Origin of the sequence: Winogradskyella sp. PC-19 (assembly GCF_002163855.1) — a bacterium.
In the GTDB taxonomy this organism is placed as follows: domain Bacteria; phylum Bacteroidota; class Bacteroidia; order Flavobacteriales; family Flavobacteriaceae; genus Winogradskyella.
Map to the genome: position 1 here is coordinate 249,753 of NZ_CP019332.1, position 21,632 is coordinate 271,384.

Here is a 21,632-nt window from a genome sequence, read left to right on the forward strand (position 1 = left end):
ATTTACAAATGTTTAATCTTTTTACGTATTAGTTAAACAAAAATTAACAGAGAATTATGATTGTAGGAAATTGAATATTAAAATAGACGATTAATCTGTTCTTAACATGCGGTTTCTATCCTGAAGAGTATGTCGTTTTAATATTCGATAACTTTCACGAACAACGTCATCATCCTTTTTCATGTTCCATAAAATATCGCTAGCTCGTTTGCGATTTTCCTTAATTTTTACAATAGGTTTCGGATAGTTTTTGCCCAATTCAAAATCATAAAAAGCAGATTCCATTGGCGTCATTAAGTAAGGTTCGTGTATAAAATGTGTATCTAGATGTGCTAATTCTGGAACCCATTTTTTTATGAAGGTAGCATCTGGGTCATGTTTTATACTATTTGCTGTTGGATTGTAAATACGGAGCGTATTTATACCTGTTTCTCCTGCTGCCATTTGCAATTGAGGGAAATGAATGCCAGGTTCGAAATCTAAGAATTGTTGTGACAAATGTGCAGATGCATCTTGCCAAGGCTGCCAAAGTATGTGTGTAAAAAATGAAGCTAACATCGCACGCATTCTAAAATTTACATAACCAGTTTCTACCAAACAGCGCATGCTGGCATCTACAAGTGGAAATCCAGTTTGCCCTTCTCTCCATGCTTTTTGATACGTTTCTGAAATACTTTTTTTGAGTTTATGAAAGCCTTTATTGACGCTTGCATTTTCCATGGTATGTTCCATTTCAAACTTTTGAATAAAATGCGTTTGCCAACGTAATCTAGATAAAAAACCACCAATATGTCTTTTGTCTTTAGATTGTAATTTTATAACCTGGCCTTTTTTGAATATTTGACGAATAGACACATTTCCCCAAGCTATATAAGGTGATAAGCGACTACAACTGCTGCGAGAAGCTTCGGGTTGTGATATATGAAACATATAGTTTTCATGTCGACTATCAAAAAAAGTATTAGCGTATTTCCAAGCTGTTGTACTTCCGCCTTTTTGAAATGGCGCTTCCTTTGGTGTTTCTAAATTGGTAACAGTAAAAACAGATTTTAGTTTTTCAATTTCTAAAAGTTCAATAAACTGAAGCGGTTTTGGTTGAAAAATCTCCAGTTCTTTTTGCATATAAATTTCAACACTTTCAAACCAATCATCTCTATTTACTAATCCACGTTCTACGCCGTTATTTTTATTCTCAACCCAGTTGATAACGTTATTACGGCAATAGCGTTTAAATTCTTTATCTCGATTATAAGTAACTAAAATTCCTGTTTCTATATGTGAAAAAACGGTGTCTATTTTATAAAACTCTTGTAGATTATTAAAGGCACTAATAATATCAGAATTAATTACCAAGACCTTTGTATTGTATGGTATTAATTGACGATTTAAATCTCGGATTGACTCTTTTATAAAGTTAAAATGGCGTTCGCTGTAATGATTGTCATTAAGTATAATGTTTTCAAAAGCATAGAGTAGAAGTGTTCGTTTTTTTGATTTTAGTGCATTCGTAATCGCTTCATTATCCTGAAGTCTCAAATCTCGCTTAAACCAAACAACGTTAATATGCTCTTTTTCTTTATGCATTATCTAGCTTATCAAAAAATGCTTCTGCAGCATTAAAATGTCCTTCTAAAGTTTCTTTATTCATACGGTCTAGATTACCTAATAGCATGCCTAACCTAGGATTACCTGAAAAGAAGTCACGATGTTTATCCATAAATGTCCAGAACAAGCCATCCCAAGTTTCTTGCCAATCACCTTTACCATAATTACTCATTTTCTTTATGTAATTACTGCTACTTATATATGGTTTTGTAGACATTAGTCCACCATCAGCATATAAACTCATACCATAAACATTAGGTACCATTACCCAATCGTATGCATCAATAAATAATTCCATGAACCATTGGTATACTTCGTCAGGGTCAAACTCGCAAAGCACCATAAAGTTGCCTAAAATCATAAGACGTTCGATATGATGTGCATACGCCGTTTTGTTAACCTTCTTAATCACGTCGTCAACAGGCTGTATACCTGTTGTACCGTCATAAAATGATTTTGGAATTTTTCTTTTAAAACCCCAGAAATTTTTGGTACGTTCTTCTGTACCTTTAACTTCATAAACACCACGAATAAACTCACGCCAGCCTAATATTTGTCGAACAAAACCTTCTGTTGAATTTATAGGGACATCATTTGATTTGGCATAAGAGGTCGCTTTCTCAATTACATCCATAGGATTTAAAAGACCAACATTAATAAGTGGTGATAGTAAACTATGATTTAGGAAATGTTCTTCTTTTACAATAGCATCTTCGTATGCGCCAAATTCATGAAAACGATACTCAAAAAATTGTTCTAACCATGCTTCTGCTGAATTAAAATCAATAGGGTAAACCACAAAATCATTTAAGTCACCATAGTTATTTGCATAGTTCTTCGTTACGTAATCTTCTGCTTCTTTTTGATGGTCTATTTTATCAGGAAACTGAATGCTAGGTGGCGTTTTATCTTTAGGATATTTTTTTCTGTTTTCAGAATCAAATGTTAGTTTTCCGCCTTGTGGTGAATCACCATTCATTAAAATGTTTCTATTCTTACGTTCATTCTTGTAAAAAGACGTTTGAAAAAATTTCTTTTTTGTTGGTTTAAAAAATGACGATAAATCATCTTTAGTGTTAATGAACAAAGGATTTTCATACCACTTAATGTCTAAACCTTCTGCAGCGTTTTTAATATGTTTTTCAAGATAGTTATCTGTTGGGTCAATTATGTGAATAGTCTTTGCACCTTCATCTTTAAGATATGGTAATAGCTTTCTAACATCACTTTTTTTGTCTACAGCATCTATATATTCGACTGTTTTATTTTTTCCATTTAAATATTCCGCATAGGCTTTCATACTTGCGCGATGAAAGGCTATTTTTTGTTTGTGAAATTTATATTGGTTAAAAAACAAATATTCCTCAATCAAAAGGATATTATCAATTTTTTCTAAAACAGGTGTGTTTTTGAAGAGTTGATGCGGAAATATAATATGTAATTCTTTGAATTTCATTTTTTAAAATAGATTATGTTGTAGCCAAATGCGTCTAAATTTTCCGTTGGCATCGTAGCGTTCTGCTTGGAGGTCAACATTAAATTTCCGGTCTCTTGGGTCATTACCTACGCCGGCAACATACATCCAATTTCCAAAGTTGCTATGTACATCAAAGTCGAGTAGGAGTGACTCAAAATATGCGGCACCAATGCGCCAATCGAGTTTAAGCTCTTTAGCAAAATAAGATGCTACATTTTGACGACCACGATTACTCATCCAGCCAGTTTCTTTTAGTTCAATCATATTTGCATTTACAAAGTCAGATTGAGTTTCTCCATGTATCCATTTTTCAATTAGATTCTTGTTGGTACTCCAATCGTACTCCTTTTTGAGAATCCCTTCTAATTTGAAAATTTGACTTCCATGTTTTAGCGATACATATTTAAAATAATCGCGCCAAATCAACTCAAATATTAGCCAATATGTCGATTGATTTTTAACGTGTTCTTTTTCGAATTTTTTGACTTGCCAGTAAATTGTCCTTGCAGAAATGCTTCCGTTTGCTAGCCATGGTGAAAACTTTGAACTGTAGTCTAAACCAACTAAACCATTTCTGGTTTTTTTATAGAATCCTAATTTTTTAGTATTGAAAAAATAATGATTCAATCGTTCTGTAGCTGCCGTTTCTCCGCCTTTGAACGGAAATGCTGAGTTTGGATGTGTCTCAAAATTTTTAAAATCTAAATCCTGTAATGTTGGGATTTGGGTATTGTTTTCAATTCGGTTTGATGTTGTTAAGCTTTTTATTACAGCTTCTTCTCGGATATCGACATACTTCTCCAGTTTTTTTCGAAACACAGTAAAGACTTGCGGAAGATTATCAATCTCAAAATTAATATCATCAGGATGATACAATAATTGATTGTAATACTTGTGGAATTTTACATCAGGAATTAAAGATTGCACGGCTGTTTCGGTTGCCATTTCATCTTTGGTCCAATCGTTTTGAAGGTAAATATCGGATACATTATAAGTTGATACAATTTCAGAAATTATATCTTCTGGAGCGTCTTGATATACTAATAAATCAATATTAAGCTTTTCAAGTTGGTCTTTTAAATCTATTATGGTTTCTAATAGAAATTTTGCTCTGAATTTTTCAGTAGTTTTAAATCCGTACTTGTTGTCTTTAAAATACTTTGGGTCAAAACAATATAAACCAACAACACGTTTTCCACTTTTTGTTGCCTCTGAAAGTACAGTGTTATCAATTGTTCTTAGATCATTTCTAAACCAAACTAAACTTGTGTTGTTTTCTGTTTTTTGCATTTATCGCTACAATATTTTACATTTTCCCAATCACGTTCCCATTTTTTTCGCCATGTAAATGGACGGTTACAAGTCGGACACATTTTGGTTGGGAGATTTTGTTTTTTTATTCCTTTGGGCATTCTTATTCTTTTTCAATCAATGCATTAATCATTCCTTTAAAAACAAAGGCATGAAACGGTAATACAGAATACCAGTATAGTCGTCCCCAAACACCTTTTGGTCTAAAAACAGCACGTTGATACAATTTATTTTTTACTATTTTAAATTCTAACCAAGCTTCGCCTGGTAGTTTCATTTCAGCAAAAAGTAATACTCTTTTTTCATCTTTGTCAGCAAATAAAACGCGCCAAAAGTCTAATGGATCACCAGCTTCTAAATAGGTGTCATGTGTTCTTCCGCGTCTAAGTCCAACGCCGCCAAAAAGCTTGTCTACATAACCTCTGATTTTCCAAAGGCGATTAAAGCTATACCAACCATTGCGTCCACCGATTCCCCAGATACGACTTATGGTGTAAGCTTCATCTTTGATATCTCTTGAGCGAACATCTTTGAAACAACCGTATTGTGGCAACTCAATATGTTTTGATAACTGGTCTTTAAATAAACCGCTACTAACAGCATCCTTCCAACTTGATACGACCTCATTTTGTTGAATTTTTTGAAATGCTAAATCCACAGCCGTTTTATAAGACATGGGCTTGATATCAATATGAGAATTGATGTCACTTGGTTTTCCAATAACTTCTACCTTCATGCTATCTACTAAAGCCGAAGCCAATTGAAAGGATGTCGAAGTCACAAAGTATAACCAATAAGATGATAGTTTAGGGGTTAAAACAGGAAGCGTAACAATGTAACGTTTTAGTTCTCTGACTTCGGCAAACTGAAGTAGCATTTCCTTATAGGTTAATACTTCAGGTCCAAAAATATCGTATGAGTTATTATATAAATTTGTACTTCCAATAGCGTTTGACAAATAAGTAAGTACGTCTCTAATCCCAATAGGTTGTGTTTTTGTATTCAACCATTTTGGTGTAATCATAAAAGGTAATTTTTCAACTATATCTCTAATGATTTCGAATGATGCACTACCACTACCTACTATAATTCCGGCTCTAAAAGTTGTCAAGGCATAATTTTCAGACTTCAATGTGTTTTCTACCTGAAGTCTTGATTTTAGGTGTTTTGATAAGGAATCATCATTAACAATTCCGCTTAGATAAATGACTTGCTTGCAGTTGGTGTTGTTTACTAAACTTTTAAAGTTTTCGGCACATTTTCGTTCTAATTCTTCAAAATCACTTGTAGAATTAGACATAGAATGAATTAAGTAATATGCAGCTTCAATGTCTTTAGGTATTTCTGCTAATTCAGGTTTTAGAAAATCTACTTTAATGAAAGTGCATCGTGGATGCTCTTCGATTTCATCAGGTATGCGTTTCATATCACGGACACAGCATATTAGCTCATGGTCGTCTTCAAGTAGTTGTAATGCCAAGCGTTTGGCAATATAACCTGTAGTTCCTGTGAGTAATATTTTCATGTTTATTTGTCTCTGTGTGCGTATCCTTCTTTTGGGCGTTGGTAGTCTAAACGCGTTTTTAATGATGGTACAGCATATCCATCTAGTCCGTTTATAGTTGCAGTTTTTCCTTTTGATAAATCCACAAAACCATCTTTTTCTATAAGATTATGAGCAATGTAAAGGGTATCAATCTTTCCGATTACCAAAATAGTGTTGTTTGCTTCTATATGATATTCTTCAACAAACTCCATAGCTATTTGTAGCGGACAGTCTTTCACGAAAGGTGCATGAAAATTGTTTTTGTATTCTTCTTCTAGTTGTGTAACATCAAACTCCGAAATAGACTTGTCATATTTTGCAGAGGTATGGTGAGCATCTTCTATAATATTCTGATGGATATGGTTTAAAGTAAACTTACCTGTATTTTTAATATTATCATATGTGTGACGCATAACTGTTGTTGGTCTTGTGAAGAATCCAAACATTGCAGGATTTGAACCAATATGCGTTACCGAACTGAATACAGCAAGATTACTATTTCCTTCTTTATCTTTTGTGCCAATGAGATTTGCAGATTTGTACCCAGAACAACTGTTAATCAAATTGATGCGGTAGAGGTGATGCATTTTGTCTATGTCATCGGTCGTGAATTCTACCATTTACAGGTTTATAAAATTGTTAATCTGAACGTTTTCTGCTTTTAAATCGAACATTAAATTATAGAGACCAAAAAATGTTCTGTTTATATAAATAAAGTGTGTAGAGCCTCTATTACCATTCATTTTGCGTAATTCTGTACTTTTTGAATAACGTTGGCCCATTTCTGCTACTTGATTAAAAAAATCTGGGTTTGAAAAATCAAATATTTCAGAATGAAATGGTTGTGTAAACAAGGATAATAATTCATGAAACATAGCTCCAAAGAACTCTATTTCTTCTGGTGAATCATCATGTCTTAAAATTTCTAACTCATATAATTTTTCTTTGAAAAGTTCTGGATTGTCTATGCAATCTTTTTCAGCTAATTCAAAGTATGGTACATAAAAATCATTTGGGATTGTTTTCATACAACCAAAATCTAGCGCAATCAGTTCACCTTCATTGGAAACTAAAAAGTTACCAGGATGCGGATCTGCATGTACTTTACGTAAATTATGAATCTGAAACATGTAAAAGTCCCAAAGCGCTTGTCCTAGTTTATTGGATATATCTTGATTTTCATTGTGTGATACAAATTCTGAAAGGTGTTCACCCTTCATATAATCCATTGTAATAATGCGCTCTGATGATAATTCTTCGTAGTAGTTTGGAAACTTAAGATTAGGTATATGTTTACAAGCATCTACAACAGCTTTGCTTTGCTCTATCTCTAATATGTAATTAGTTTCTTCTGTGAGTTTGTTTTCGACTTCTTTAAAATATTTATCAGAATCTTTTCCTTTGATATTAAACATCTTAACGGCAATAGGTTTTACTAAAGCCAAATCTGACGCAATACTTTCTGCAACCCCAGGATATTGGATTTTCACAGCAAATTTTTTCCCATCCTTTTCTGCAAGGTGGACCTGCCCAATACTGGCAGCGTTTACTGAGGTTGCATTGAAAGTATCAAACAAATCTTCGGGGTGTTGTCCTAAATACTTTTTGAACGTTTTTATCACCAATGGTGGTGATAATGGGGGAACCGAAAATTGTGATAATGAAAATTTTTCGACATAAGCTTGCGGTAAAATGCTCTTCTCCATGCTTAGCATTTGGGCCACTTTAAGCGCACTACCTTTTAGTTTCTTTAAACTATCGTAGATGTCTTCAGCATTATTTTGGTTAAGGCGTTCTTTGGCGTCTTCTTTAGAATTAACCATTTTGTCACCATAATACTTTAAATAATTTACACCAACTTTTGCTCCAGTAGACACCAACTTTGATGCTCTGGATATTTTAGTGATAGGTATGCTGTCTATTGTCTTCATTTAGCTCATGTGCATTTTTTCTTTGAACAGGAATTTGCCAAAGTCAATGATGCTTTTTAGTGGTGTTGTATCAATTAAATCAAAACTAGCTTTAACAGATTTTTCTATAAATATATCTGTCTTTTCAAATGATGGAGATGTATCATCTAGCCAAAATTTCATAGTAACTAATAATTGAAGCCATGCAGATTCTTTAAGACCTCTGTTTTGAATTTTCTGTAATTGGTCTTGCTTTACATCTATTAAATTTATTCCTAAATGCTCGATATAGTTATTAAAACTCTTCTTTAAATGAGACAGTATTTTTAAAGACTTCATGTCATTTTTATTACCTTTTAATGCATGAACTACATAACTTCTATTTGCAGTTAAGTTTTCAAAAAACGTGTAATAAAAACTTAATAGTTTATTGCGAGCATCAAAGGATTGATAATCTTCACTTTTATCTAATGCCTTATGCGTGTTATCAAAAAACACTTTAAAAATTGATTGCTCTAAAGCTTCGAAAGACGTAAAAAATTCATAAAATTTTGATTCATCGAAGTTGTTGTCTTTAGCAAAAGCGTATACAGACTTTGGTTTGTGGTCATGCATTAACACATAATCCATGTAAAGTGTGATTAGGTCTGATTGTGAGATTGATTTTTTCTTTGCCATTGTATATTATTTACTATACAAATATAATAATGTTTAACCATATTAAGTTATAGTTAAACAAAATTTAACAAGAAATATTAAATGCATCAAATACTAACAATTAGTATCACAACAATTGTCGTCTTTTACAAGTTTACAGCTTAAAACAGCAAGTATGGCACCTAAAATAGGAGCTATTAAATAAAGCCATAAATGTTGAAGATTTCCAGAAATTATAGCTGGAGCTAGTGATCTAGCAGGATTCATTGAGGCTTTAGTCATTGGACCAGCAAACATAGCCTCTAGTAAAATTACAGCACCAACTGCAATTGCTGCCATGGTTCCAATTTCTTTACTGCCAGTAGATACATTAATAATTACTAGCATTAAAAAGTAGGTTAGTATGAGTTCTAATATAAATGCTTTGTATGGAGGAAATCCTTCGGCTGGATATGTGTGACCAAAACTTTGGCTTTCCGGAAATAAGAACCATAACATAGCGATTGCTAAAAAAGCACCAATAGTTTGAAACACAATATATCTAGGAACTGCTGACCAACTGAATTTTTTAGCAACTGCAAATGCAATAGTCACCGCAGGATTAAAATGTGCTCCTGAGATTTCTCCAAAAGCATATATCATTGCCATTACTATTAGCCCCCAAGTAATTGCGACACCAACATGAGAAATATCACCACCAGTAATTTCGTTGATTGTCATAGCTCCGCAACCACAAAACACCATTGAAAAAGTGCCTATTAATTCAGCAATTTCTTTCTTCATAGTTAGCTAATGTTTGAAAATATGTATTTCATTTCTGTTGCAATTTGTAAACTACGCTCTTGATATTTCTCTGATTGCTGTGGCGTATTATCAAATGCTTTTGGGTCATCATAACGTACAGGAATGCGTTGTTCTGCACCAGCAATAAAAGGGCAGTTTTCATCAGCATGAGAACAAGTCATCACTGCAGCAAAGTTACTAGTTGGGTTGAATTCTGCATCAAATTTTTTTGAAAAACAAATAAGAGGATTGTTGTTGTCTGAAAATTTGACAGCGTAAACAGGATTATTTTCTTCAGAAAGTTTATCAATATGAAAGCCTTGTTTTTTTAAGGTTTCTCCAACAACAGGAAACATAGCTGTTGCTTCAGTACCACCAGAATAGCAAAATACATTTTTGACTTTAAAATTATTTGCCATCGTTTGTGCCCAAATTTGTGACAAGTGACTGCGACGTGAATTATGAGTACAAATGAAGTTTAGATTTATGTCTTGGTGCTTATCTTTTTTAGATTGGATGTAGAGTTTAAGTACATCTAAACTTATTTTACGTTCATTAGAAATTGTTTTAATATCTAGTGCTTCTATTAATTTGTTGAGTTGTTTGAATTCCATATTTTCAAAATTAGCAGCAACCAGATTCTGGTGTGCAACAATTAGCAGCTTGTGATTGAATTTCTGATAGTTTTAGTTTTGGTTTTAGTGATGGTATTCCACAGCTATCTAAAGCCAAACAAGCAGTTTTAGTTGATAGTAGTAAAAAGCTTCCATCTTTAAAATCTAAACTATACTTTCCAATGGTATCGGATTGGTACTCAACTTCAATTTCTACATCACGAAGTCCTAACTTTTCTTCAGAAAGTGTAATAATATTTAAAAGTTTGTCTGGGTGTAATCTGTGATCATAATCATCAGCTTCCCAAAGTTGAAAGTTTATAACACTTTCTTGACGTAATGTTCCACCACAATCAATAAAGGTTTTTGACACTTTACCGACTTCTGTAACGTGAAAGTGTCTTGGAACTAAACTACCATTAGGTAATTTAAATTCAATATTTTCTAGTTGATTAAGGTGTTGTTTTATTTCTGATAGTTTCATAGTAATATGTTTAACAACAATTATTATTTAATATGTCTTGGTTTAAAAATTGGTTAATAGTGGTTTTCATTTCTGTCCACTTTGCCGTATCAATACAATAGCAAACGCTTGTGCCTTCTATGTTCCCTGAGATTAATCCAATATTTTTTAATTCTTTAAGATGTTGAGATATGGTAGATTGTGCTAATCCAATTTCTTCAACTAAATCACCACAAATACATGAGTTGGTACTAAAAATATGTTGCAAAATTGCAACTCTAGCAGGATGCGCAAAAGCTTTTGCTAGAAGCGAAATTTTATTCTGTTCCTCGGTAAAAATTTCAGATTTGACTAAACCCATGTTTACTTAATTTGTTTATTGCAATATTACGATTAATGATTCGTTATTTGAAACTTTTCTCTAATTTTTTTGATGCCATTTTAAGGATTAATTAACAATTAAAGCATCGGTTGGGTCGTAATTTTACGGGAGAAATTAAACACTAACACTTTATAACATGAAAAAATTAACACTATTAGCATTTGCTTTGACTTTAATGTTCAGCGTAAATGCACAAATTGAGACGCCACAGCCAAGTCCTTTTACTAAAATAGAGCAGAAGGTAGGTTTAACTGATGTTACTCTTGAATACTCTCGTCCAGGAATGCGAGGACGTACAATTTTTGGTGATTTAGTACCTTATGGTAAACTATGGAGAACTGGAGCAAATAAAAACACTATGATTACTTTTAGTGATGATGTTGTTGTTGATGGACAAACTTTAAAAGCAGGTTCTTATGCTATTTTTGTGACACCTAGTGCAAAATCTTGGGATGTCATTTTTTATTCTGACACTGAAAATTGGGGAGCACCAGCAAAATGGGACGATTCTAAAGTAGCAGCAAAAACTACAATAGAAACAATGAAGTTGCCAATGATGGTAGAAACATTTACTATTACTTTTGATAACTTGACTAATGATTCTGCTGAATTAGGATTTATTTGGGCAGATACAATGGCAAATTTAAAGTTTGAAGTGCCAACAGATAAAATGGTAACTTCAGCTATCGAAAGTGCAATGGCAGGACCATCAGCAAACGATTATTATGCTTCTGCAGTTTATTACATGAATGCAGACAAAGACATGAAAAAAGCTGAAATGTGGATGGATAAAGCAATGTCTATGGTTAAAGAGCCTAGATATTGGCAATTGAGACAGCAATCTTTGTTATACGCTAAACTAGGAAAGAAGAAAGATGCTATTGCTGCCGCTAAAAAATCTTTAGCTGGTGCAAAAGAAGCTGGAAACGCTGACTATGTAAAAATGAATACGGATTCGCTTAAAGAATGGGGCGGACTATAATCTAATCACAACATTAATAAAAAAAGCGACCATATATTTGGTCGCTTTTTTTTGTCAAAATACATGTAGATTAATTCTTGAATATTTTAAAAGTATGTTTTCCACTTTTAGAATTGACTTCTACAAAGTATAATCCCGTAGCAGAATTTGAAATATTTACTTGAGTTTCAGTATTCATAGATTCTAAATTAATTTTGTTAATTAACCTACCATTTAAGTCGTATATATTAGCGAAGGTTAAATCGACTTTACTATTCTTTTTTAAATTAAAAATTCCGTTTGAAGGATTAGGATAAATTGTTAGTATTTCAGCTAAGTCATTAAAGTCTTTTACAGAAAGTGCAAAATTACAATTATAAACAGCAATTTCATCTAAATACCAGCCATCACGACCATTACAACCGTCTGATCCAACTTCGAATCTTAATTTTAAAGTAGAATTTGCTACAACACCTATTTGGCTTAAATCCACAATACTAGTTCCCCAACTACTTTCTACAGAACCTTCATCAGAACCTGTAAAAGCATCTTCGCTCTGCAAAGGATTGTCGTTTCCTGACGTAACTGGGTTTATTGTTCCGTTATATGGATTTTCTGTAAATGCAGAAGCTGGTAATAATGTCCAAGCACCACCATCTAGTTGATATTTTATATTTCCACCATCCCAATTTGCTTCAGTAGCTACATAGTGATTAAAAAATAACTCTGTATTTCCAGTAGCATAATTTGGAATCGTAATTAAAGGGCTTTCTAATCTTATGATTCCATTTTCTAGGTCAGATGTACAGTTTCCATTAATTGGGTTTGTTCCGAATATTGCATTTCCTGTCCTTTCTGCAGGTAGGTTGGCATTAAGAGTCCAATCTCTATTTTCCCAAGTACTAGGGTTTGATGGAAGTTGTTCAAAACTCCAGCCATCAGTACCTGTTTCCCAATCTTCTCTAAAAATTGGATTAGAGCTTGAGGCTTCACAAGGTGGAGTAGAGTTTGCTAGAATAGGTTGAAAATTACAGGCATCAGGATTCATTCGCATTTCTACAGCCAAAATGGCATTCATTACTGTTTGTACGTCAGTTGCAGAAATAATTTCTCCAGAAGGTCCTGCAGGAGTCGTAGTTGTAGATAAACCTTCAAGGTTAACTCCCAATAAATCTTGAGCAGAAGCCTCAAGCGCGTCAGCTAAATCAATAAAGTCACTACTTTGAGTTAAATATTCACTTTGTGCTCTCCAAAAAATGTGCGCAGCTTTGGTAAATCCAATGCTATTAATTGTGTACCCATTAAATGTTCCGCCATCTACAAGAAGTGCGTATGCGCGATTAGGAATCCCAGAATTAATATGAACACCACCAGAATCTGTAGTTTCGCAATGGTATTGCGAATCAGACACTTTTCCTGGGTCGCCATTACATGGCGGTATCCACATATCTCTTATAGGGTTTCCAAAAGCAGAAGCATCTTCTCCCATTCGCCATCTGTCAGAGCTATTGCAGCCAGTACGTAAGGATAAATCTTCGCCAGCATCTTCGTAATTATTTAATAAATCTATAGTTTCTCCCCAAATATCAGAGTAAGCTTCGTTAATTGCTCCTGATTGCCATTGATATATTAAGTTGTTTGTGAACTCGGTATATGCATGTCCCCATTCATGTGCAATAACGTCATCTGATGCAGTGCCGTCGCAATAATTGGCAGAAAAACCGTTCCAATTCGCGTTAGGACAATTTATGTTTGGATTATTATTAATAGTAATCATTTGTGCATCAGCACCATCATAAGAAATATATCCAAATGCATTTTTAAAAAAATTGTATGTGTGCTCAGAAGCTACAACCTCATTTTGCTGCCATATGGTTAATGAACCAGGAATTGCATCTCCTTCTTGCCAAGCAATGTTTGAGGTATTTTCTTCGTAAACAATTCGGTCTAATGCATGTGCCATACCAGTAAACTGCTCGATGCTTTTTCCAGTAATTGCATCAATAAAAATATATTCTCTTACATCAGTATTGTTTCTTACTTCTATATGGTAGGTCAAGTAGTTTGTGGTTTCAAGACCTTCAACAATGCCTTTTGGATAAATTACCAATTGATTTTCTTCTACAAATAAAGGAACGCCTGATTTGTTTAAATTTTGATTAGAAATAACTTCTAGAGCCAAAGCATTTGCTTCAGAAATAGAGATTTTAGGAACAGTATTTAGCTTAGGTTTCGAAATTATGTTTCCGTTTACAGAAGTAATGTTACCATTCTTATTAAAATGAAACTTTAGTCTGCCATCAAAAACAGAAACATTATTGTGGGTCTGAATTAATTCGACATGGTTTAAACCATAGGCGTCTGTTTTTACCTTTCCGACTCGAAAATCTTCAGATTGTAAGTCACTAAAAAGTTTGGATTTTTCAATAAAATTTAAAGCTTTAGTAGTTACTTTTTCGCCTGCAATTTTATATGAAGAGTTTGAAGGAAACTTAATAAAAGTTACACTTTTAGAATTATTATTAAATGAAACCTTAGCGTTTGTTTTATCAGAGAATTTTTGAATCTGCTCAGATAAACTCTGAGAATAACCTGTAAACGCTGAAAAACAGCAAATTGCAGTTAAAAAGAAAATAGTTTTTTTCATAAGTTTGGGGTTAATTCGAAAGTGTAAGTATACTAAAAAAAACGCTTACAAGTTCGGCAAATCTAATTACCTACGAAAAAAGTATTACTTAAGTTTTACTCTAAATCTTGTTTTTTGAAAAAAACATGAACCAAATGTGTAATTAAAATAACCAATGCACATCCAAATAGATTAAGCCATAAGTAGGGCATCCAGTCAAACCACCAACCAATAATTATAATGACTTGCGTTATTAATGCACCTGTAAATACAGCGTTTCCTTTGATATATTTAAAGAAAAATGCTAGTAAGAAAATTCCCAACACGTTTCCATAAAATATTGAGCCAATAATGTTTACTAGCTGAATTAAATTTTCGGCTAAATTTGCAAAACATGCAATGATAATAGCTATAATTCCCCAAGCCAAAGTAAACCATTTGGTTACCTTTACCATAGATGCATCGTCAGTATTGTTTTTTGTGTTTCTACTATATAAGTCCATAGACGTAATTGTAGCTAAAGCATTAATTTCAGAAGCTGTAGATGACATTGCCGCTGACAAAATCACGGCTAATAGTAATCCAATTAGTCCAACTGGTAGGTGATTTAAGATAAAACGAATAAACATATAATCTCTATCATTAGTTTGTGTATCCTTAGCTGCCGAATTGTAGAGTGTTTTTAAAGCCTCAGATTTTGAAATATACGCTTCGCTTTGAGGATTGGATTTTAGGGCAGCAATTTCATCTTGTAGCTTTTTGTATTCTGCAACATATTCTGGGTCAATTGCCTTTTTTATTAAAAACTTAGATTTACTACGATACGTTTTTTCAATACTATCTAATTTGAAGATATCTTGTTTTAATTCTTGATTATCAGTTTTTGATAATTGAATACTTAGTGCTTTCTTCTTCTCAAATAATTGTTGCTGTTTTGTTTGAAGTATTCTGTAATCATCACCATATTCTGAAGCTAAAACATTCTCCGTTGATGCATCTATAAAGTTGAGTGGTGAAGGATTGAACTGATAAAATACAAATACCATTACTCCAACTAATAAGATAAAAAACTGCATTGGTACTTTTAGTAGGCCGTTAAAAATTAAGCCCATTTGCATGTTTTTTACATTACTTCCAGAGAGATAACGCTGTACTTGACTTTGGTCTGTTCCAAAATATGAGAGCGCTAAAAATGTACCTCCAATAAGTCCTGACCAAACGGTGTAGCGATTTTCTAAATCAAAGGAAAAATCCAATACTTCCATACGACCGTTAGCACCAGCAATATCGATAGCATCACTAAAAGATACATCTTCAGGAATTAGATTTAATGTTATAAATAGTGCTGCTAGCATCCCTGCGAAAATGACAAACATTTGCTGTTTTTGCGTCACAGTTACAGCTTTTGTTCCACCAGAAACAGTATAAATAATGACTAAAACACCAATAATAATATTAAGGTAAACGATGTTAATCCCTAATACTATTGATAGTATAATAGCGGGCGCAAATATGGTTATTCCTGCAGCTAGTCCACGCTGAATTAGAAATAGGATTGCTGTTAATGTGCGGGTTTTTAAATCGAATCTATTTTCAAGAAACTCGTATGCTGTGTAAACTTTTAATCGATGATATAAGGGAATAAATACAAGGCAAATAATGACCATGGCAATAGGCAAACCAAAATAAAATTGTACAAATCCCATACCATCAGAGAATGCTTGCCCAGTTGTAGATAAAAATGTAATTGCGCTCGCCTGAGTAGCCATTACAGATAATCCGATAGTCCACCAACGGGACGTATTTCCGCCTTTTATATAGTCTTGCGCACTTTTGTTATTGCGAGTTACCCAAGTTCCGTAACCAACAATAGTAAGTAACGTGGCGGCTAAAACCGTCCAATCAATCCAGCTTAAAACCATATCAAAACGCTTTAGTTATGAGATAAAACAAAATGATGTATATAAGATTTGCTACTAAAACCAAGGTATAGGATTTAAGCCATGGTTGTTTTTCTGGTGATTGATTGTCCATGGTTAGTCGTTTAGTTTTTTATTAGCTACGGTTTCTTTTCCGGCAGAAAGCATATTAGCAAACAAACGATAAGCGCCAGAAACTCCTGCTGGAAATTCTCTAAAAAAGCTTAAACCTGTATACATGTAATTACCTTTACCGTATTTGGCTATCAACAAACTTCCGTTTTTTGGAGATTCTCCTTTGTCATTTGAAGAGAAAAGAGGAGTAAACTCTTCTGACCATTTATTAGGAAAGTATAAACCACGTTCTTGTACCCAACCATCAAAGTCATTTTCGGTAATTTTATTCGGAAAATTTAAGAGTGGATGATTTGGCTTAAGTATTGTCATCTCTGCATTTTCATCTGTTACACGGTCACGAGATAGTGTTAATGGGTAAGGTGCAATTTTATCTACTTTCAGTCGTCTGCTTGTGTTATACTGTACAATCATATTTCCACCATACTTCACATAATCCAAAAGAAATCTTTGTTTAAACTTTAATTCATCTAATATATTGTATGCTCTGATACCAACAACAATAGCATCAAATTCACTTAAATTATCTGCAGAAATATTTTCAGGTTGTATGATGGTTACATTATAACCTATTTGTCTTAAACTTTCAGGAACAACGTCACCAGCACCTTCAATATAACCTATGTTATTTCCACGTTTTTGAATATCCAAGCGTACCAATTTACTTTCGCTAGGTAAATAAACAGTTTGATAAGGAATGTGGTTATAATCAATTTCTACAAGTTCTCTAGTATAGAATTTACCATCTAAATTTACCATTGGCGTAATAAATCCTTCACTTTGATTTTTTGGAGGTATAACAGTAAAAACTAATGTTTGCGCGTCACCTTTGTTCTCTATTTTTATTTTTTGTTTTTCTGGATAAACACTCCAATCGTTAGGATATGCCATTTGCACGAAACCTTCTACATTGTTTTTACCTGCTTTTACTACAACTTCAATTTCTTTTTGTTGGTCATTTTCGAATATAAATACCTTATCTCGCAAGCTAGCCGATACTGGAGGCACGATTTCAAATGGACGATATAACTCGCCTTTATCTGGCTTTGAGTATCGATAAACAACTGGTTTTGTAATTGGAATTAATACGTTTTCAATATTTAGATTGAAAGTTACATTTACAGCTCGTGGTGTTTCAGGCTTTCCAATAAGTGTTTGGTCTTCGACATTGTACATGCCTAAAGTTCCTTTTTTATTTAACCAATACGCATTTGTATAATCTACATCGCTAGGAATAGTTATACCTTCTTCTAAATTAATGCGATTATTCGAAGTTAGTTTGATGTTTTTCGAAACAGCATTCTCTAACGAAGTCATTTTGTAGGATAATAATTCGATATTGGTTTGACTACGATTTAAAGCTTCAATTCTAAGATTTACAGCTTCATTCTTAGTTGCAGTTGGGCTTGAAGCCGAAACTTCTAAGTATAAGCCAGCACAAGCTTCAATGATGTTAATTAACTCTTTAGACTTAATAGTTTTCCAATGTTCATCTTCAACATTTTGTAACATTTGATAGGATTTTACCAATTCAGGAATATGCACAGAAGGATTTGAAAAATTAAAATTTTCTTCAACAGCTTTTAAAACATCTCCAATGGCTTTTCCACCTTTAATTCTATTCCAAGTAATATCAATTCCTGCGAAGGGATTTTCCCCGTCAAGAGGTTTCCCTTTTAAAAACTCAATATACTCTTGCTGAGTGCCACGAGACGTCATACGTCCAAATCCTTGACATAAATGCTGACTACTAGCAATTGATGCTAATTCGTTATTTGATAGTCCTTTGAGCGGATAATAAACACCTATATCAAAGTTGAGCATGTTACTTTTGTCAATTTTATCAAAAGCATCTTGACTGCCATAACGCCACCAAGAAGTGTTATAAAAAATACGTTGAGGTTGCCAAGTTTCGGTATGTTTAAGTTGGGAACTATATTTAGTAGCATCGTTAACTAAGTCAAAGGCTTCGAGGCTTAACATTGCAGAACTTGTATGATGACCGTGAGTTCTGCCTGCACGTCTGTGGTCAAAGCGGTTAATGATAATATCTGGTTTAAACTGACGAATATTCCAAACGACATCGGCCAATACTTCGTCTTTGTTCCAAATACTTAATGTTTCGTCAGGGTGTTTTGAGTAGCCAAAATCATTAGCTCTAGTAAAACGTTGCTCACCTCCATCAACACCGCGAGCTGCCAACAATTCTTGTGTTCTCATTATACCTAATAGCTCTCTAATTTCTGGACCAATGAGATTTTGTCCACCATCACCTCGTGTTAAGGATAAATATGCTGTACGTGCTTTGACTTCATTTGACATGTATGAAATAAGACGTGTATTTTCGTCATCTGGATGCGCTGCCACATAAAGTACAGATGCTAAAACATTGAGTTTTTGAATAGACTCTAATATTTCTGAAGAATTAAGTTTTTTTGGTTGTTGTGCATTTACTGCGAAAACAGTAGTTATAAGTAGTAAAACAGATAGTTTTATACGATACATATTAAGTATAGTTAGTTATCTTTCAAAGTTAAAAAAGTAAATAGGGCAGCTATGTGATTTTTGATTTATTTAACGGTTGTAAGAATTGTATTTGTTTTCTTGAATTCTGTTTAGTGGATATGTGTTTTGTCAATTTTTAACTCAAAGATTTGCACCTTAAAGCCACTTTTTCTTTTTGAAGAAAAATAAAAGTAATACAAACATGAGTAGCATAACACCTATGAGTACAAAATAACCATACTTATATTGCAGCTCAGGTATGTATTCAAAATTCATCCCATATATACCAGCCAAAAAAGTTAAGGGTATAAAAATAGTAGAGATAATAGTCAATACTTTCATGACCTCATTCATTCTATTACTAATGGTTGTCATATACATATCCATGAGACTCCAAATCATTTCACGATAAATGTCTATGTTTTCTGAAACTTGAATTAAATGGTCATAAATATCTCTGTAGTAGGTAATTGTACGCGTGTTGATAAGTTGGTGTTCTCCTTTTTCAATACGATTTATAATTTCGCGAAGAGGAAATATAGCACGTCTAACTTTAAGTATTTCTCGTTTTAGTTGTTGTACTTCGATATTTAAGCCTTCTCTTGATGTACCAGCAAAAAGCTCAGTTTCTAAGTCTTCAATTTTATTACCCAAAGTTTCTATGATGCTAAAGTAATTGTCTACTACAGCATCTATCAAAGTGTACATCAAGTAATCAGATTTTAATCCTCGAATTCGCCCTTTGTTTTGACGTAATCTGTTGCGGATGGTATCGAACACATCTCCTTCGGCTTCTTGAAATGATAACACGTAATTTTCACCTAATACCAAGCTAACTTGTTCGATGACAATTTTTTCGTTTTTATCATAGTAGAGCATTTTTAAGACTACAAAAATATAATCATCATACTCGTCAATTTTTGGGCGTTGGCTAGTATTAACAATATGTTCTAAGACCAAAGGATGTAGTCCATATTGGTCTCCAATACCAGCAATTTCTTTTGTGTAATTAAGGCCATTAATATTTATCCAAGTAACAGATTTTGTATCTTTATAACCTGCAGCTGCTTCAATATTATCTAAAATAACTTCTTCTACATTTTGCTTGGTGTAATCAAAAGAGTGGATATGCAGACTCTCTTTAGATTTTTCACCAGTGTACACCATTGTACCTGGTACTTTACCAATGTGCTTTTTTGAATTTTGAGTTCTTTCTTTACGCTTTTTAATCATTATAAAGTTTCGTCGAGTGCATCTTTCTGAATTAAAGTTACAGCTTTTTGTAGAATTAAATTATTCGGATAGGTTACTAAATCACCATTGTCCTCTCGTAGAATTAGCTGAAAAGCTCTAATATCTTCAATAATGGCTTCTATTGGGTAATCTTTATCATGGATTTTTATTTTATCACCGACCTTATATGGAAATGAGAAAAACATGATTACACCAGACGTGACGTTACTAAGGATTGACCAAATAGCAAACAGAGCTATACCAATAACTGCAAATACTGATGAAAATACCAAAGAAATATCATCTGTATCAGCACCTAGAATAAAAGCCTCTATTAAAAAACCAATTAAGAAGATTGTTACTGTTACATAACGTCCGATAAGATTAGCACGCACTTCTGAAGTACCACTTCGTTTACCAATTTTTTTGACAGTCAAAACTATGATTGCTCTGATGATTAGCAGAATAACCAATAGTATCGCAGAATATATAATTTCAGATTGATACGTTTTGTAAAAAGTATACATTTCTAAACTAATTTGTTTTAACAAATATAGTTTAGATTTTAAGAAGATTATTGCAATCCAAGAGTTTCTCTTAGGACTTCATCTGTGTTATAGTTTTTTCCCCAATATGCAGATTTAATAGTTTTAATCTTAGTTGCTTTGGTTGTTAGCATTTTTGCGTTTTGACCATAACCATCTGGATAGGTTTCTTCCCAACCTGTAATATCATACGGGAAGGTTTCAGTAAAATTAATGGTCAACGTTCTGTCTAAGTTTGGGTAATATATGCTGTATGTTTCATTGTCTAATTTAGCATTTGCTTTAAGAGCCTTAAACTTTACATGTTTTAATCTTAAAAACTCTAATGACGGAAGCACATTGATATTACCAGTTGGTAACGATTTTGGATTAATACGTAGTTGTGTCCAAATTTGATTCTCTGTAATTACTTTGTCAAGGGTTAAATTTTGGTCCGCTTCGGACTGAAAGTAGGAATGTGACATTATCTCAAAATCATCTCGATTGTTGAGTTGGGCATACACATGACCACACCATTCCTGTATAGAAGCAGAAACTTTCAAAGCATGTTTATTATTGGAAACTGGATAGAACGTACTTTGCATTACAGAATATGGATAAATTCCTGTGTTGAAATTTTTGGTGGCATTCAGTTTTAAAACTGGTATATTGTCTTTACTATAATTATCAGCTTTGACCTGTACATCTGGTAAAAAATCTTCTGTTACAAATACCAGAACGGCATTGCCATCTCGCATTTCTCCATAACGTGCTTGTTCCAATTTATAAGAAGAAATCTCTGCTTCACCAGCATACCAATAGTTTCTAAAGTCTTTAGATAATTTTTGAGCTGGTTTTGTATTTTCTGTTTTTATTTTTGCTTCCGCAATTTCTTTTGAAGTAGCTTTTTTGTCTTCATTATTACACGAAAATAGGAGTGAGCTTACTAAAATTGAATAAACGATACGTTTCATAATTCTG

Annotated in this window: 19 protein-coding genes; 1 reads left to right on the forward strand and 18 read right to left on the reverse strand. The window is 33.2% G+C overall.

Annotated elements, in window-relative coordinates; translation table 11 throughout:
- Positions 1-90: 90 nt before the first annotated feature.
- The 12 genes from BTO05_RS01195 to BTO05_RS01250 all read right to left on the reverse strand — a co-directional run bounded on the left by BTO05_RS01195 (position 91) and on the right by BTO05_RS01250 (position 10,727).
- On the reverse strand, positions 91-1,584 hold the full coding sequence (locus BTO05_RS01195; protein WP_087490908.1) for a cryptochrome/deoxyribodipyrimidine photo-lyase family protein: 1,494 nt from the start codon (positions 1,582-1,584) through the stop codon (positions 91-93).
- Positions 1,577-3,061, reverse strand: coding sequence for a cryptochrome/photolyase family protein (locus BTO05_RS01200; protein ID WP_087490909.1), 1,485 nt, complete (start codon positions 3,059-3,061; stop codon positions 1,577-1,579). The genes BTO05_RS01195 and BTO05_RS01200 overlap by 8 nt, the downstream gene beginning before the upstream one ends.
- A 3-nt stretch (positions 3,062-3,064) precedes the next feature.
- The gene (locus tag BTO05_RS01205) at positions 3,065-4,372 is read right to left on the reverse strand and encodes a DASH family cryptochrome (protein WP_087490910.1); all 1,308 of its coding nucleotides are present in this window, start codon (positions 4,370-4,372) and stop codon (positions 3,065-3,067) included.
- Complete coding sequence (locus tag BTO05_RS01210; RefSeq protein ID WP_087490911.1) at positions 4,342-4,494, reverse strand: DUF2256 domain-containing protein; 153 nt, start codon at positions 4,492-4,494, stop codon at positions 4,342-4,344. The genes BTO05_RS01205 and BTO05_RS01210 overlap by 31 nt, the downstream gene beginning before the upstream one ends.
- Positions 4,495-4,496: 2 nt before the next feature.
- Entirely contained in the window at positions 4,497-5,918 is a 1,422-nt protein-coding gene (locus BTO05_RS01215; RefSeq protein ID WP_087490912.1) for an SDR family oxidoreductase, read from the reverse strand.
- A gap of 2 nt (positions 5,919-5,920) precedes the next feature.
- A complete protein-coding gene (locus BTO05_RS01220; protein WP_087490913.1) occupies positions 5,921-6,559 on the reverse strand; it encodes a flavin reductase family protein in 639 nt (212 codons plus the stop codon).
- Positions 6,560-7,870, reverse strand: coding sequence for an ABC1 kinase family protein (locus BTO05_RS01225; protein WP_087490914.1), 1,311 nt, complete (start codon positions 7,868-7,870; stop codon positions 6,560-6,562). It lies immediately after the preceding gene.
- Positions 7,871-8,527, reverse strand: a complete 657-nt coding sequence (locus tag BTO05_RS01230; RefSeq protein ID WP_087490915.1) for a TetR family transcriptional regulator C-terminal domain-containing protein — start codon at positions 8,525-8,527, stop codon at positions 7,871-7,873.
- A 93-nt stretch (positions 8,528-8,620) separates the two neighbouring features.
- Positions 8,621-9,289 carry an MIP/aquaporin family protein gene (locus BTO05_RS01235; protein WP_087490916.1) on the reverse strand — a complete coding sequence of 223 codons (669 nt, stop codon included), beginning with the start codon at positions 9,287-9,289 and terminating at the stop codon, positions 8,621-8,623.
- A gap of 2 nt (positions 9,290-9,291) precedes the next feature.
- Positions 9,292-9,903: a low molecular weight phosphatase family protein gene (locus BTO05_RS01240; protein WP_087490917.1), complete on the reverse strand. Its 612-nt coding sequence runs from the start codon at positions 9,901-9,903 to the stop codon at positions 9,292-9,294.
- A 10-nt stretch (positions 9,904-9,913) separates the two neighbouring features.
- Positions 9,914-10,387: a DUF6428 family protein gene (locus BTO05_RS01245; protein WP_087490918.1), complete on the reverse strand. Its 474-nt coding sequence runs from the start codon at positions 10,385-10,387 to the stop codon at positions 9,914-9,916.
- 10 nt (positions 10,388-10,397) lie between these two features.
- On the reverse strand, positions 10,398-10,727 hold the full coding sequence (locus tag BTO05_RS01250; RefSeq protein WP_087490919.1) for an ArsR/SmtB family transcription factor: 330 nt from the start codon (positions 10,725-10,727) through the stop codon (positions 10,398-10,400).
- 157 nt (positions 10,728-10,884) lie between these two features.
- Here BTO05_RS01250 and BTO05_RS01255 point away from each other — a divergent pair, with 157 nt between their 5' ends.
- Positions 10,885-11,730 (forward strand): DUF2911 domain-containing protein, encoded by an 846-nt coding sequence (locus tag BTO05_RS01255; RefSeq protein WP_087490920.1) that lies wholly within the window; start codon positions 10,885-10,887, stop codon positions 11,728-11,730.
- Positions 11,731-11,800: 70 nt separating this feature from the next.
- On the opposite strand, the gene BTO05_RS01260 is transcribed toward BTO05_RS01255, so the two are convergent.
- The 6 genes from BTO05_RS01260 to BTO05_RS01285 all read right to left on the reverse strand — a co-directional run bounded on the left by BTO05_RS01260 (position 11,801) and on the right by BTO05_RS01285 (position 21,625).
- A complete protein-coding gene (locus BTO05_RS01260) occupies positions 11,801-14,356 on the reverse strand; it encodes a M4 family metallopeptidase (RefSeq protein WP_087490921.1) in 2,556 nt (851 codons plus the stop codon).
- A 95-nt stretch (positions 14,357-14,451) separates the two neighbouring features.
- Positions 14,452-16,257 carry a sodium:solute symporter gene (locus tag BTO05_RS01265; protein WP_087490922.1) on the reverse strand — a complete coding sequence of 602 codons (1,806 nt, stop codon included), beginning with the start codon at positions 16,255-16,257 and terminating at the stop codon, positions 14,452-14,454.
- 114 nt (positions 16,258-16,371) lie between these two features.
- Positions 16,372-18,894, reverse strand: coding sequence for a PIG-L family deacetylase (locus tag BTO05_RS01270; protein WP_087490923.1), 2,523 nt, complete (start codon positions 18,892-18,894; stop codon positions 16,372-16,374).
- A 156-nt stretch (positions 18,895-19,050) separates the two neighbouring features.
- On the reverse strand, positions 19,051-20,127 hold the full coding sequence (gene corA / locus BTO05_RS01275; RefSeq protein ID WP_087490924.1) for a magnesium/cobalt transporter CorA: 1,077 nt from the start codon (positions 20,125-20,127) through the stop codon (positions 19,051-19,053).
- Positions 20,127-20,654, reverse strand: coding sequence for a mechanosensitive ion channel domain-containing protein (locus BTO05_RS01280; RefSeq protein WP_087490925.1), 528 nt, complete (start codon positions 20,652-20,654; stop codon positions 20,127-20,129). Before BTO05_RS01280 ends, corA begins: the two co-directional genes overlap by 1 nt.
- A gap of 47 nt (positions 20,655-20,701) precedes the next feature.
- On the reverse strand, positions 20,702-21,625 hold the full coding sequence (locus BTO05_RS01285) for a septum formation inhibitor Maf (RefSeq protein WP_087490926.1): 924 nt from the start codon (positions 21,623-21,625) through the stop codon (positions 20,702-20,704).
- Positions 21,626-21,632 lie beyond the last annotated feature (7 nt).

Bases quoted from the DNA above. Each gene is read 5' to 3' on its own strand.
- BTO05_RS01195 (WP_087490908.1), bottom strand. From the start codon at position 1,584: ATGCATAAAGAAAAAGAGCATATTAACGTTGTTTGGTTTAAGCGAGAT.
- BTO05_RS01200 (WP_087490909.1), bottom strand. From the start codon at position 3,061: ATGAAATTCAAAGAATTACATATTATATTTCCGCATCAACTCTTCAAA.
- BTO05_RS01205 (WP_087490910.1), bottom strand. From the start codon at position 4,372: ATGCAAAAAACAGAAAACAACACAAGTTTAGTTTGGTTTAGAAATGAT.
- BTO05_RS01210 (WP_087490911.1), bottom strand. From the start codon at position 4,494: ATGCCCAAAGGAATAAAAAAACAAAATCTCCCAACCAAAATGTGTCCG.
- BTO05_RS01215 (WP_087490912.1), bottom strand. From the start codon at position 5,918: ATGAAAATATTACTCACAGGAACTACAGGTTATATTGCCAAACGCTTG.
- BTO05_RS01220 (WP_087490913.1), bottom strand. From the start codon at position 6,559: ATGGTAGAATTCACGACCGATGACATAGACAAAATGCATCACCTCTAC.
- BTO05_RS01225 (WP_087490914.1), bottom strand. From the start codon at position 7,870: ATGAAGACAATAGACAGCATACCTATCACTAAAATATCCAGAGCATCA.
- BTO05_RS01230 (WP_087490915.1), bottom strand. From the start codon at position 8,527: ATGGCAAAGAAAAAATCAATCTCACAATCAGACCTAATCACACTTTAC.
- BTO05_RS01235 (WP_087490916.1), bottom strand. From the start codon at position 9,289: ATGAAGAAAGAAATTGCTGAATTAATAGGCACTTTTTCAATGGTGTTT.
- BTO05_RS01240 (WP_087490917.1), bottom strand. From the start codon at position 9,903: ATGGAATTCAAACAACTCAACAAATTAATAGAAGCACTAGATATTAAA.
- BTO05_RS01245 (WP_087490918.1), bottom strand. From the start codon at position 10,387: ATGAAACTATCAGAAATAAAACAACACCTTAATCAACTAGAAAATATT.
- BTO05_RS01250 (WP_087490919.1), bottom strand. From the start codon at position 10,727: ATGGGTTTAGTCAAATCTGAAATTTTTACCGAGGAACAGAATAAAATT.
- BTO05_RS01255 (WP_087490920.1), top strand. From the start codon at position 10,885: ATGAAAAAATTAACACTATTAGCATTTGCTTTGACTTTAATGTTCAGC.
- BTO05_RS01260 (WP_087490921.1), bottom strand. From the start codon at position 14,356: ATGAAAAAAACTATTTTCTTTTTAACTGCAATTTGCTGTTTTTCAGCG.
- BTO05_RS01265 (WP_087490922.1), bottom strand. From the start codon at position 16,257: ATGGTTTTAAGCTGGATTGATTGGACGGTTTTAGCCGCCACGTTACTT.
- BTO05_RS01270 (WP_087490923.1), bottom strand. From the start codon at position 18,894: ATGTATCGTATAAAACTATCTGTTTTACTACTTATAACTACTGTTTTC.
- corA (WP_087490924.1), bottom strand. From the start codon at position 20,127: ATGATTAAAAAGCGTAAAGAAAGAACTCAAAATTCAAAAAAGCACATT.
- BTO05_RS01280 (WP_087490925.1), bottom strand. From the start codon at position 20,654: ATGTATACTTTTTACAAAACGTATCAATCTGAAATTATATATTCTGCG.
- BTO05_RS01285 (WP_087490926.1), bottom strand. From the start codon at position 21,625: ATGAAACGTATCGTTTATTCAATTTTAGTAAGCTCACTCCTATTTTCG.